Source organism: Kordiimonas lipolytica (assembly GCF_001550065.1).
This window is the reverse complement of sequence record NZ_LRUB01000017.1, coordinates 427,905-440,970: the sequence shown is the minus strand read 5'-3', so window position 1 is coordinate 440,970 and position 13,066 is coordinate 427,905. Positions and strand designations below refer to the sequence as shown.

Sequence of the window (13,066 nt, the reverse complement as noted above, 5' to 3'; positions counted from 1 at the left end):
CACGCCCCTTCCCAGCACCACCAGTTCAAAAGCCTTTTACCGTTTTTGACACACCAATAGATTATCTTGATTCATCTTATCCGTCAGCCTTAAGGAAAACCGCAGAAAACAAGGTAAACTTTTAGGTAAACGAACAATATAAGCTCTATGGCGCAAAAAACTGCCATTCTTCGCGCAATCCTGAATTGAGCCACACGCCCTAATCTGTCATCAATAAGTGCAGCAGGCCCTTAAAAGGCCGCAAAGGTTGTTTTTATCGGTCGACCGATAAGCGCTTAAAAACGCACATGCATGGGGGTGCAATGTCTGTATCACAATTTCGGTACAAGGCTTTTATCAGCTACAGTCACGCCGACAAGGTCTGGGCCGAATGGCTGTTGAAATCGCTCGAATCCTATAAGGTTCCGAAGTCCCTCGTTGGCCAAAAAACAGACTTGGGCGAAGTGCCAGTACGCCTGGCCCCCATCTTTCGTGACCGGGATGAACTACCCGCTGCACACCGCCTGACAGACCGGCTGTCTGAAGCGCTCAAGGCATCCGAGTTCCTGATCGTGCTGTGTTCTCCAAGGGCCGCAAAGTCAAAGCTCGTTAATCGCGAGATCATTGAGTTCAAGAAAACTCACGGCGATGGACAGGTCCTGTGCATGATCGTGGACGGCATGCCTTTCGCGGACAATCCCGAACAAGAATGCTTCCCGGAAGCCTTGCTGCACAGCTTCACAGAAGACGGTAAAAAAGCGGGACTGTCAGCAGAAGGGCTTGCCGCCGACCTGCGCGCTGAAGGTGACGGCAAGAAACTGGGACTGCAAAAGATTGTGGCAGGCATGATCGGCGTGGGCCTCAATGACCTTGTGCGCCGGGAAGAACAGCACAGACAAAGAAACATGATCGCAGTCACAGCAGCGGCTTTCATTGGCATGTCAGTGATGGGCGCCCTGACCTATGAAGCGAGCATGGCGCGGCAGGAAGCAGAACAGCTCCAGACCATTGCCGAGGAAATGAGCGAAATATCGAAAATGCGGCGTTCTGACGCCGAAAGCATGGCTTTCTTCATGCTGGAAACCGCCTACTATGATCTGCTGAAAGTTGGGCACCTGAAATCTGCCGAACAAATCGTCACCAAGGTCAAAAACTATTATACCGAACAGGACTTTGACACGCTCTCTCCCGGGCAAGCTATCAGATTGACTGGTGCCATGCTGCGGCTGGGACAGACCTATGACCGCCAGGGGCACAGCGACAAAGCCAAGGAACAGTTTGACCAGGCTTTCGACATTGTCAGTGAATTGATCGCACAAAGGCCTGATGAGGAATTATTGAAATTTCGCATGGGTATCATCCTGTTCTTTCGCGGCTATCTAGCTGCCCGAACGGGAGATTACCAGCTCGCGGAAGCAGACTACCGTGAGAGACTTAGGCTTCATTCACAGCAGGACATCATACCGGCTCATCCGAACGGCCCTGACACGGAGGCCGAGAGGCGCGCCAACGCCCGCGAACAAGTGGCCGATTCCCAGGGCGTTTTGGCCGACCTGTTGGCTGGCCCGCTTGGCAACATTGAAGAAGCACTCCCATTAGCAGAACAAAGCCTGGCCACAAGAAAAGAACTGGCCGAGGCAGCGCCCCACAGCAACCGCGCCTATGTTGACCTTGCCAGCAGCTATCATTATCTCGGCAAAATTCACATGCTTCGGGGCGCGTATGATGCTGCCCTGAAGGCCTTCAGAGAACGGCAGGCCATATTCGACATGCTCATAGAGCGCGAACCGAAAAACCTCCGGTTCAAGAGGCGCGGCCTGATGACCAAACAATATATCGCAAAACTGCTGCTGCAGCAGGGCAAGACCGTGGAGAGCCAGCATCTGATGGAAGCGGGTGCATCAGGCTTTGACCTGCTCACAACCACAGATCCTGCAAACACCATGTGGCTTGCTGACTCCGGTGAAGCCTATATCAATTTGGCGGCTTTCTATATTCAGACTGGGCAACATTACAAGGCGGTCGCCCCCCTGGCTGTTGGACAAAAGCAACTGGCGGAAGCACTGAACCGGGACAATTCAAGAAGCAAGCGGCGACTGGCCTCTTATAAAGGGCACTATCTTGAAGCGCAGCTGGCATTGGCAGAAAGAAGGCCTGAAAAAGCCAATAACCTGTTGGCGAAAGTGCGTGAAAGCCTGAACGCGGAAGCTGATCATTTCCACCGGATGCCGCAGTCCCTTGAACTGGAAGCGAAAGTGTCCTTCCTTTCGGGGTGGCTACAGCAGGATTTAGGCGGCCCTGAAAAGGCTCAGGAAACCTGGCTTGCTTTTGCCTCCCGTGCCGAAAACAGCCCCGCAAGCTTATCGCCCCCGACCAAGGCGATGCTGGCCCAATGCTATGAAGGCGCCAACATGCGCGACATGGCACGCGGGATTCAAGCAGAGCTGGAGGCCATGGGGTATGATGAGCCTATCCTTTTCCAGGTCGGCAGCCCCAAATATGTGGTTAACAACCCGCAACTGGACAGGCGCGAATAACGCCCCCAGCGGGCTCTCCTAACTCTGCCCGTCCTTGGGTCAGCCTGCAGCCAATTGGGCTTCATCTGCGGCCTGCTCCGCCTCAAGCGCGGCGATATCTTCGTCCGTCAGCTTGCGGGCCAGCATCTCACCCTGCTTTTTCTTCGCCAGAATCTCGCGAGCCTTGGCGTATTTGTCGTCGTGCCAGAACACCAGACAGCCATTACAGCCCTTGCCGCAACAGCCTTCAGTACCGCGCCGCGGTGTGCGGAGGCGCAGTTCCGACCGGCGCTCATCCAGCGCATCCTGCAGCGCCCCACGCTTTTGCTCATACACCGCTGCATTGCCCCGGCCCTGCTCAAGCGCTCTCGCCTCGGCGTCCAGCTTCAAGCGCGCCCACTGATCGTCCGTCAACGCCTTTTCTTTCCGAAGGATCGTCATGGGTGGGAAATCCGCCTGCAAGCTTTCCACTGTCTCCTGATCGAACAGATTAAACGGCAGGCGGATAAGCGGCGTGTTGCCCGCGTGCACCTCTGTGGTGATCTTGCCGTTTTCGGCATTTTCATACTCATAGACCCTAAGGAGCATGGGCTCTCGCGCACTTGGCGGCACAAACTCCACCACATCACCCGCAACCAGCTTGTTCTTGACCCGTACGATAAAGGCATCGTCGGTCACGTCTTCCACAAGACCCGCATATTCATGGTCCGCAAGCGTGTAGGTATCTTCGAACCCATGCGCATAGTTCGTGAGCCGCCCGTCGTGGAACGCCAGCGTGTAGCCGCGCGATGGCACGGTGGTCAGCTCTTTCATGAATGGGTCAGCGGACCAGCCTTCAGGGTCTTCGTACCAGGCATCAATCGCCATGCGGTAAGCCCGCGCCACCATGGCCACATAGTAGGGGCTTTTGCCGCGCCCTTCGACCTTCAGGCTGTCGACGCCGATGGAAAGCAGGTCATTCAGCTTCGGCATGATGCACAGGTCTTTACTGTTCAGAATATAGGTGCCGCGCTGGTCTTCCTCAATCGGCAGCAGGTCCCCCGGTCGGTACTCCTCCTCAATGAGGAATTCAAACAGCTCCAGGTTTTCTTCAGTGAGCGGCAGTTCCTTTACTGTGCCGTCCTTCAGGCGCATATGCACCTTGTATTTCCAGCGGCAGGAATTGGCGCATGCACCCTGGTTGGCGCCGCGTTCCGCCATGAAGTTAGAGAGCATGCAACGCCCCGAATAAGTCATGCACATGCTGCCGTGAACAAAGGCTTCAAGCTTGATGCCGGGGCATTTTTCACGAATTTCCTTCAGTTCCTCGAACGACACTTCACGCCCCAGAACCACAAGCCCCGCGCCCAGGTCTTCCCAGAATTTGACCGACTGCCAGGAACACACATTCGCCTGCGTTGAGATATGCAGTTCAAGCTCAGGCGCCTGTTCCTTTACAAACATGAACACGCCGGGGTCTGCCACGATCAGGCCGTCAGGCGCCACTTTGCGTACCGTCTCCAGATATTGCGGCAGCTTGGTGATGTCCTTGTTATGGGAGAAGAGGTTGAGCGTGAGGTAAACCCGTTTGCCGTGTTCGTGCGCGAACTTCACACCTTCAACCACGTCTTCGAGCGAGAAAGCGGATTTGGTGCGCAGGCTCATATCCGGCGTGCCCAGATAAACCGCATCAGCGCCATAGAGAACAGCAGCCTTCAGCTTTTCCAGGTTGCCCGCAGGCATCAACAGTTCAGACCGGCGTCCTGTAGCTGTTTTCAGTTTCATTTGGTCACTCTTCTTCATCGCTCGCACGTTAGCTTTCTGGCACCCCAAGGAGCCGGTTGGGGCGCGTCATACGCCATTTTCCGCAGATTTTCCAGCTTTTTGGCTGATCCAGACCCATGCGCGACACCGTACCGCATATCAGGGATTGTATGATATGCTACCCCTCGAGACAGGGATGGGAGGACAGAACAATGAGCGACCAGATAACACCACAGCAGGGAGTGCTGGATCTTTATGACAAATATGCCCACGGCTTTATCGACCGCCGCACCTTCATGAACCGGCTGGGCCGCTTCGCCGTCGGCGGCCTCACGGTCACGGCTCTCGCGAACAGCCTGCTCCCGAATTATGCGCTGGCCGAACAGGTGAAGCCAGACGACATGCGCATTGTGGGCGAAGACATTCTCTACCCGTCCCCGAACGGGGCGGGCACCATGATGGGCTATCTGGTGCGCCCCATTGACGCCTGCGACACCAACCCCCGTCCCGGCGTGGTGGTGATCCATGAAAACCGCGGCCTGAACCCTTATATCCGCGATGTGGCGCGGCGGCTGGCGGTTGCGGGATATGTGGCCTTGGCGCCTGACGCGCTCTATCCGCTTGGCGGCTATCCGGGTAATGACGACGATGGCCGCATGATGCAGCGCCAGCGCGACCGCGACGAGATGGTCGAGGATTTCAAGGCCGCGGTCAGCTTCCTTGAGAAACACCCCAACACCACCGGCAATGTCGGCTGTGTGGGCTTCTGCTTCGGCGGCAGTGTGTCAAACCGGCTTGCCGCGGAAGTGCCCAGCTTGAAGGCGGCCGTGCCCTTTTATGGCGGCGGCGTGAGCGCCGAGGCCGTGCCAAACATTAACGCCCCGCTCCTTATTCACCTTGGCGAACTGGACAAACGCGTGAACGCGGGCTGGCCGGATTATGAAGCGGCGCTTAAGGCAAACAATAAGGCCTACACTATGCATATGTATGAAGGCGCGAACCATGGTTTCCATAATGATACCACGCCCCGTTATGACGCAGAGGCCGCCGAGCTTGCCTGGGCACGCACGCTGGCGTTTTTCGCAGAGCACCTAGTGTAGGCTTTTCGCCCGCATCAACCTAAAACAGCCCAAAACAACATTGAACGCCAGCGCGTTCTATGGCTTAGTGTCGGCCATGTTTTTGATCTTATTTCCCAAGGATTTTTCATGACCGATACAACCCTCAACCTGCTTCAGGACCTTGTCTCAAGCGCGATGAAATCGGGTGCCGATGCCGCCGATGCCGTCGCGGTCGATGCCCGGTCGAAAAGCGTGTCCTGGCGCGAGGGCAAACTGGAGGATGTGGACGGGTCGGAAGGCGAAGACATCGGCCTTCGGGTCATGATTGGCAAGAAGCAGGCAATGGTGTCCACAAGTGACCGGCGCCCGGCCAGCCTGAAGGCACTGGTGGAACGCACGGTGACCATGGCCAAAGCCGTGCCGGACGACGAATATTGCGGCCTGGCACCCGAGGACAGGCTGCACACCGGCCCCCTGGCGGAGCTGGATCTCTATGACGCCACAGACGTTTCCGCCGAACAGCTGACAGACCTGGCCCGCGAAGCGGAAGACGCGACCCGTGCGGTCGAAGGTGTCACCAACAGTTCAGGCGCAAGCGCGGGCACAAGCAGTTGGGCCATTTCGCTTGTCACCAGCCATGGCTTTTCCGGCCACTATCAGGGGTCAAGCTTTTCCATTTCCTCCTCCGCCGTCGCAGGGGAAGGCACGGGCATGGAGCGCGATTATGAATTCACAAGCGCACGGCATTTCAGCGACCTTCAGAGCGCCGCTTGGGTAGGCACAGAAGCCGGCCAGCGTGCAGTGAAACGCCTGGGCGCGCAGAAGATGGCCAGCGGCCGCATGCCGCTTGTCTTCGACCCGCGCATCTCCAAATCCTTCGTCAACCACCTTTCCGGCGCCGTGAACGGCAGTGCCATCGCGCGCAAAAGCAGCTTCCTGCAGGACAAGATGGGCGAACAGATTTTCGCCACTGGCATCACCATAATCGATGATCCCCTGAAGGTACGCGGGCTTTCGTCGCGCATGTTTGATGGCGAAGGTGTAAGTGTCGGCGAATGTGCCATCGTGGAAGACGGCATCCTGCAGACATGGATGCTGAATTCCGCCACCGCACGCCAGCTAGGGCTTGAGGTCACGGGGCACGCGAGCCGCGGCACGTCTTCGGCACCCGGCATTTCGCACAGCAACCTTTATATGGCGCCCGGTGAGGTGAGCCCGTCGGACCTGATCGCAGACATCAAGGATGGCGTCTATGTGACCGAACTGATCGGCATGGGCGTGAACGGCGTGACCGGAGACTACAGCCGGGGAGCCGCGGGCTTCCGCATCAGGAATGGCGAGCTCGCGGAGCCTGTCAGCGAATTCACCATTGCCGGGAACCTTAAGGAAATGTTCAGGCATCTTGTGCCAGCATCAGACTTGTCATTCCGTTACGGCATCAACGCGCCGACCCTTCGGGTTGAAGGAATGACCGTCGCGGGGGCAGGATAAACCAGGCTGAGGCCAAGCCGAGACAGAGTGTGAGCACAAGTAGCGAACTTTTTGACGAAGATACCTGTCCGTGGGACCGCACGGACGATGCAAAGCTTATCCGCTCTGTGACCGAAGAGGCAGGCCGGATCGCCCTATCCTATTTCTCGCGCGATTGTCACGCCTGGGACAAATCACCCAACAACCCGGTATCCGAAGCCGATATGGCTGTTGATGAGTTTTTGCGCACCACATTGATGCAGAACCGCACGGGCTATGGCTGGTTGTCGGAAGAAACCGAAGACCACCCGGAGCGGCTCAGGTGTGGCCGCCTGTGGGTTGTTGACCCAATAGACGGCACCCGCGCGTTTCTCAGGAACGGTGACGACTGGGGCATATCCGTTGCCCTGGTGCAGGACCAGAAGCCTATTCTGGCAGCCTTTTATGCGCCGGTGAAAGACGCCTTCTATTTTGCCGAGGAAGGGCGCGGCGCCACGAAGAACGGCATGAACATTGGTGTGAGCGGCCAATCAGACCTGACAAAAGCCCGTATGATGGGCGACCCATGCGCCTTCAAGTCGGAAAAAATATGGCCGGAGCCATGGCCGAAGTCCATGCACACAGAACAGGCCAACTCCATCGCTCTCAGGATTTGCCAGATCGCGGACGGGCAGTTTGACTGCTGCGTGACACTCAGGCCCAAGAACGACTGGGACGTGGCGGCCGCAGACCTGATCCTGTCGGAAGCAGGCGGACAACTGACAACCGGTACAGGCAAAGGCCTGTTGTTCAACCGAAAAAAGCCACTGCATGACCATATCGTGGCCAGCACCCCGGGCCTGAGGGGCGCCATCATGGAACGTGTGGAACCGGCCCTTGCCGCCTGGCGCCATGTCGCCGCCTGATCTCTGAATCTTTCGGCCACGTTAACCTTCAATTTCCTTTTTTTGTGTATGCAGGTAGGTATGGTGGTTTGGGGCTCGCTGGAATTTGGTGCTGGATGACAGAATTCTTCTTTAGATCCTGGCTTGGTACACGCTTCAGCTTTTGGCTTGCAGCGATCTTTACGGCCATCGTTATTCTGGCTGTGCCATCCCTGGCAACCAGCAAACTGAGCGACGAGGCCCGCGCCCGTGCTGAAACTTTGCTTCCTAAAATCGTGGCCGCGCGGTCATCCGATGCCCACCTGCACCTTGCGCTTCTGAAAAACCGCCTTGAAAAGGACCTCGCCCCCTATGACCGCGCTGAGGTCCTGAAAGAGCTGGTCTTCCACTATATGGACATCGCGGAACCTGATGGACTTGAAGAAGCGGCGCGGGAGACTCAGGCGCTGGCTGCCGAACTGAAGGATACGGAGCTCAAGATTTATGGCGACCTGGCTCACGCCACTTACCTTTCACTAATAGGCGAGCTGTATCAGGCACGCGACAAGATTCTTGAAACCCGGGCCTTTGCAGAGCAAGAGGGCGATGACCTTGGCGTCTTTTTCGCCGATGCAACGCTGGCAATCCTAGGCCCCGAGCTGGGCAACTTCCTGGAGGGGCTTTCCACCATGTCGCAGGCTGCACAAACGCTGCCCGACACACCGCGCGGCAACCGCATGCGCATGCTGGCCTATCTGGTGCTGGCCTATACATATTCGGGCGTAGATGAAATTGACGCCATTATCGAAAACTATAGCAACGCGCTGGAGATTTCCGAGAAAGAAGGCATTGCCTTTGACCGCGAAAGCGCGCTTTTCAATATCGCCTCTACACTGAATAACCTGAAAGAAAACCAGCTTGCGAAGCAGTATTATCGGGGCCTTGAGAAAGTCATTGAGCAAACCGGTCGGGACTCCGGACACTATTATGTATTGTTCGGCCTTGCCTGGATTGCCTATGACGAGGAAAACTACGAAGAAAGCATAACGCTGGCAAAGGAAGCGCTGAACAATTATTCAAGCGATTCCGGCTTCGATACCTCTTTCTATGACCTGCTGGCTGTCAGCTACGCCCGACTGGGAGACGCAGAAACCGCCAAATCCTACCAGAAGATGGTACAGGACTTCTACAAGGAGCACCCCGACTACAGCCAGGATGGCCCCAGCGGGCAGGACATGCTCACCAGCGCCTATATTCTTCAGGCGGAAGGCAGATATGAAGAAGGTTTTGAGCTCCTGAACAAAGCGCGCCGGGAACTTCTGAACTCCCAGTTCAATCAGTTCCAGAGCAGCATCACAGATTTGCGGTCCAGCCTGGAGACCATGCTGGCGAAACAAAAAGCCGAAGCAGCACTCGCGGACGCCGAAGAAGCCTACACCCGGCTTGCCATCGCACTCGCGCTTTTGGTGGCCATTGCGGCGGTGACCGTTCTGGTAATGCAGCAGCGCCACAACCGGGCATTGAAGCGCAGCATGCTTCAGGCAGAAGCGGCCAACCAGGCCAAATCAGAATTCCTGGCGAACATGAGCCATGAGCTCAGAACGCCCCTGAACGCGATCCTCGGCTTTTCAGAGATGATGGAACATGAGGTCTTCGGCAAGCTGGGCGCGCCGCAATATGAAGAATATGTCGACCATATCAATGAAAGCGGCAAGCTTCTTCTCGATATCATCAACGATATCCTCGATCTGTCGAAAGTGGAATCGGGCCGACTTGTCCTGAAGGAACAGCCGGTCGATATCAGCGCATTACTTGACGATATCTCCAAACTGATGACGCCAAGGGTTACAGCCAAAAACATCACTCTGGAAACTCATGTTCCTGCAGACCTACCGATCCTGCACGGGGACAGGCGGCTCTTTAAGCAGGTCCTTCTGAACGTAGTTGGGAATGCTACCAAATTCACCAATGCGAATGGCCATATCAACATGCGGGCGGGAGTTGACAAGGACAACTGCCTCTATGTTGCGGTTGAAGACAACGGCATCGGCATGAGCCCGGACGAAGTGGTGATCGCCCTGACGCCCTTTGGGCAAGCCGGATCAACCATGACACGCAGCCACGAAGGCACAGGCCTTGGCTTGCCACTGGTGAAAAGCCTGATGGAACTGCACGGCGGGGAACTGGACATCGCGTCGGAAAAAGGTGTGGGCACAACGGTGACCATGCGCTTCCCGGCGTCGCGCACGCTCGCAAGCATGCGCTCCAAAGCCGCCAGCTAACTGCTCAGACTAGAAATAGAAGCGCGCACCAAAAACCAAGGCCCCTTCGCCCAGGTCATGCTCACGGCCGCTGTCTTCATACATGATGCTGAGCTCGACATTGTCGATGAACGCACTGACCCCAAGCCCCCAGTCCCATACATTCGACCGGTCCTGCCGCATGTCATAGCCAAGTCGCCCGATAAGCGTCAGTTCCGGCACGGATGGGATCGGCACTTCAAGGTCCGAGTAGACATAAAAGCTGTCGCGGTCTGGGTCGCTCCAGCGGCCATCCGGCGCGTAAGCTACACCGCCGCGAATGAAGGCCAGGCCAAAGTCCCGCGCCATGGTTGCCTTGAACTCGGGGAAGAAACGACTGTTGCCATCACCGTGAAAGCTGTCGAGCTCTGCCGAGAAATCATAGATGTATGTACCGGTGTCCATCTGGTAACCGGCATAAAACTCGGCCTTGGTTTCGCCGGCAAAGCCGTCCCCAAGGATGCCACCCACAACGCCGCCGTAAAAACCGCTATCATGAAAGGCGCCCACGGAGGCCACAAGGACAGGGTCCTTGTCAGAAAGGCTCAGCCCCCTATCGCGATAGTCGCTCAGAACGCCGACATAGCCGTCAATCGCAAGACTTTCATCGTCTTGCGCGGTGGCTGCGGTTGAGGCCGCCAGCAATAATCCAAGGCAGCTGATTGTCTTTTTCATTTTTTAGTCCTCGATGCTGTCACTAATCAGTAGTTGCGGATCAAGCCGCACATTTTTCCAGTTCACCCGCCAGTCCACATGGGGGCCACTCGCGCGTCCGGTGGCTCCGATGGTGCCGATCAGGTCACCCTGGTGTATCCAGGCGCCCTCTTTAACATCCACGCTGTTCATATGAAACAGGGTGGAGGTAACGCCAAACCCGTGGTCGATGATCACGATACCGCCTTCCAGAAGAAAATCAGGCACTGCGAGCCGCACAACACCTCCCGCCGGGGCATGGACCGGCGTGCCAGTGGGCCCCGCGATATCCAGACCGTAATGGGGGCTTCTGGGCTTGCCGTTCAAGATGCGCTGACTGCCGTAGAAGCCGGAGAGCCGACCTTCAGCGGGCCGGATGAACCCCCGCGACCAATGCATATTGTCCGCCAGGAAGCTGCGGGCCTCACGCACCTTCCCGGTTTCTACCTTACGGCGTTCGCGCCATTCAGGCGGCGGCGTAACCGTTTTGGGCGGCAGGCCGTCAACGCGTTCGATATCGAATTCGCGTTTCTCGATCCTGAGCGTACGTTCCTCGCGCTTGCCGTCGCGGTGCAGGATCACAAGCGATGCCGTTGGCCCCTCATCCCGACCAAAGCCGAAAACAAAATGACCTTCCTGGCCAACCTTCACGGGCTCGCCGTTAAGGCTCATTTCACTGCCTGGGGAAAGCTGCCCCCAAACAAGGCCGCCCTGCACCAGCTGCCCCTGCAGCTCAACCGCGTGCACGAGCGGCGACAGCACGGTGAACAGAAGGACGGCAACACATATTTGGACAATCTTGATCATGAGACCCTGTTTCTCTTGTGAAGACGGCAAAAGTTGGGCATTTGCCGCCGATTTTTAAAGTAGCGAGCCCTGTCGGTCATCGCCGCCCGGCGTTTTTGCTTTAGGCTTTTTCTTTGGCGCAGGCTTCGGCTTTTGAACCGGCTTGGGCGCGTCGCCACCAAGAACCTGCATGTCGCTGGTGCCATCCGCGAAGCGCACGGTCACCTGATCCCCTGCAGCAAGGCTTGCCGCTTTCGAAACCGGTGTCCCACTTGCGTCCTCCACCAGTGCGTAGCCGCGCTCAAGCACCCGCTCATAGCTCAGGCTGTCCAGCATCCGGCCACTGGCTGCAAGGCGCGATCCCAGATCTTCCAGCTTCCGGGCATAGGCTGGCGTCAACCGTTTTGATGTGCTTTCCAGTTCCTTACCCCTGAAGGTCACAAGCTGCTTCAAGCGCCCCACGCTCAAGCCGCCCACAAGACGATTGAGCTGAATGGATTTTTGCTGCACAGCCGCCACAAGACCGCGCGGCAAACGGTCCGACAGATCATCGAAGCGCTGCTGCGCCAGCCCCAGGATATCACGCGGGCTTGGCAGACCACGGGCAAGGCCGCGCAGGCGTTCTTCCCGGTCCCGCAGCATGGTTACCCTTAGTCCTGCAAGGCGGCGCCCAAGGTCTGCCACCGTGAAGCGCAGGTCTTCACGCACCGGCACGGCCTTCTCTGCCGCCCCTGTCGGCGTTGGCGCGCGCAGGTCAGACGCATAGTCAATCAGCGTGGTGTCAGTTTCGTGCCCCACGGCGGATATCAGCGGAATATCACTCTCTGCCGCGGCACGTACCACGGCTTCTTCGTTGAAGGACCACAGGTCCTCGATCGAGCCACCACCGCGCGCCACGATCAGAAGGTCCGGCCGTGGGATGTCGCGCGAACCGTCGATAGCATTGAACCCTTTGATCGCATTGGCCACCTGGTCCGCGGCACCTTCGCCCTGCACCAACACAGGCCAGACCAGCACATGGCGTGGGAAACGGTCATTCAGGCGGTGCAGGATATCGCGGATGACTGCGCCCGTAGGTGACGTGACCACACCAATCACCTGCGGCAGGTAGGGAATCGGCTTCTTTCGCGCTGGATCGAACAGGCCCTCAGCCGCTAGCTTCTTCTTGCGTTCTTCCAGAAGCGCCATCAGCGCACCCGCGCCTGCGGGCTCCATATGCTCCACCACCATCTGGTATTTGGAGCGCGCCGGGTATGTTGTCAGCTTGCCGGTACAGATGACTTCAAGTCCGTCTTCCGGCTTGAAGGCAAAGCGCCCAGCCACACCACGCCAGCAGACACCATCCAGCACGGCTTTATCATCCTTCAGCGCGAAATAGAGATGCCCTGAAGCCGGGCGCTTGACGCCTGAAAGCTCAGCGCGCACGCGCACATAGCCGAACTGGTCCTCAACCGAACGCTTCAAGGCGCCCGAAAGTTCCGAGACGCTATATTCAAAGACGTTGCGTGCGCCTGATGGCGCGCCAGCTGGCGTGTCGTCATTCGACATTGCCGCGATGCTCCCTTACTTTTTTGCCGCACCTGATGGATTTGCCCCAGTTCAGGCTTGAGTGCTCAGGAACCTATGATACAAGGGGGCAGCCTTCAAGCAACCAT

At 57.4% G+C, this 13,066-nt stretch carries 9 protein-coding genes; 5 read left to right on the top strand and 4 right to left on the bottom strand.

Annotated features, from left to right (window positions below; translation table 11 throughout):
- Positions 1-302 precede the first annotated feature (302 nt).
- A complete protein-coding gene (locus tag KORM41_RS10140; RefSeq protein ID WP_068144016.1) occupies positions 303-2,516 on the top strand; it encodes a toll/interleukin-1 receptor domain-containing protein in 2,214 nt (737 codons plus the stop codon).
- A gap of 39 nt (positions 2,517-2,555) precedes the next feature.
- Here KORM41_RS10140 and KORM41_RS10135 read toward each other — a convergent pair whose 3' ends face one another.
- Positions 2,556-4,259 carry a U32 family peptidase gene (locus KORM41_RS10135; RefSeq protein WP_068144015.1) on the bottom strand — a complete coding sequence of 568 codons (1,704 nt, stop codon included), beginning with the start codon at positions 4,257-4,259 and terminating at the stop codon, positions 2,556-2,558.
- 191 nt (positions 4,260-4,450) lie between these two features.
- On the opposite strand from KORM41_RS10135, the gene KORM41_RS10130 reads away from it, so the two are divergent.
- The 4 genes from KORM41_RS10130 (at position 4,451) to KORM41_RS10115 (ending at position 9,914) form a co-directional block, all read left to right on the top strand.
- Positions 4,451-5,338: a dienelactone hydrolase family protein gene (locus KORM41_RS10130; RefSeq protein ID WP_068144014.1), complete on the top strand. Its 888-nt coding sequence runs from the start codon at positions 4,451-4,453 to the stop codon at positions 5,336-5,338.
- 108 nt (positions 5,339-5,446) lie between these two features.
- The gene (locus KORM41_RS10125) at positions 5,447-6,790 is read left to right on the top strand and encodes a TldD/PmbA family protein (RefSeq protein WP_068144013.1); all 1,344 of its coding nucleotides are present in this window, start codon (positions 5,447-5,449) and stop codon (positions 6,788-6,790) included.
- A gap of 29 nt (positions 6,791-6,819) precedes the next feature.
- On the top strand, positions 6,820-7,674 hold the full coding sequence (locus KORM41_RS10120) for a 3'(2'),5'-bisphosphate nucleotidase CysQ (RefSeq protein WP_068144011.1): 855 nt from the start codon (positions 6,820-6,822) through the stop codon (positions 7,672-7,674).
- Positions 7,675-7,769: 95 nt separating this feature from the next.
- Positions 7,770-9,914, top strand: coding sequence for an ATP-binding protein (locus KORM41_RS10115; protein WP_068144008.1), 2,145 nt, complete (start codon positions 7,770-7,772; stop codon positions 9,912-9,914).
- Between the two features lie 9 nt (positions 9,915-9,923).
- Here KORM41_RS10115 and KORM41_RS10110 read toward each other — a convergent pair whose 3' ends face one another.
- Genes KORM41_RS10110 through xseA form a run of 3 tightly spaced genes read right to left on the bottom strand, consistent with a single transcriptional unit; the run spans position 9,924 to position 12,959 of the window.
- Positions 9,924-10,607 carry a TorF family putative porin gene (locus tag KORM41_RS10110; RefSeq protein ID WP_068144006.1) on the bottom strand — a complete coding sequence of 228 codons (684 nt, stop codon included), beginning with the start codon at positions 10,605-10,607 and terminating at the stop codon, positions 9,924-9,926.
- A 3-nt stretch (positions 10,608-10,610) separates the two neighbouring features.
- Positions 10,611-11,432 (bottom strand): M23 family metallopeptidase, encoded by an 822-nt coding sequence (locus KORM41_RS10105; RefSeq protein ID WP_068144005.1) that lies wholly within the window; start codon positions 11,430-11,432, stop codon positions 10,611-10,613.
- Between the two features lie 54 nt (positions 11,433-11,486).
- A complete protein-coding gene (gene xseA / locus KORM41_RS10100; protein WP_068144003.1) occupies positions 11,487-12,959 on the bottom strand; it encodes an exodeoxyribonuclease VII large subunit in 1,473 nt (490 codons plus the stop codon).
- Positions 12,960-13,066: the final 107 nt, after the last annotated feature.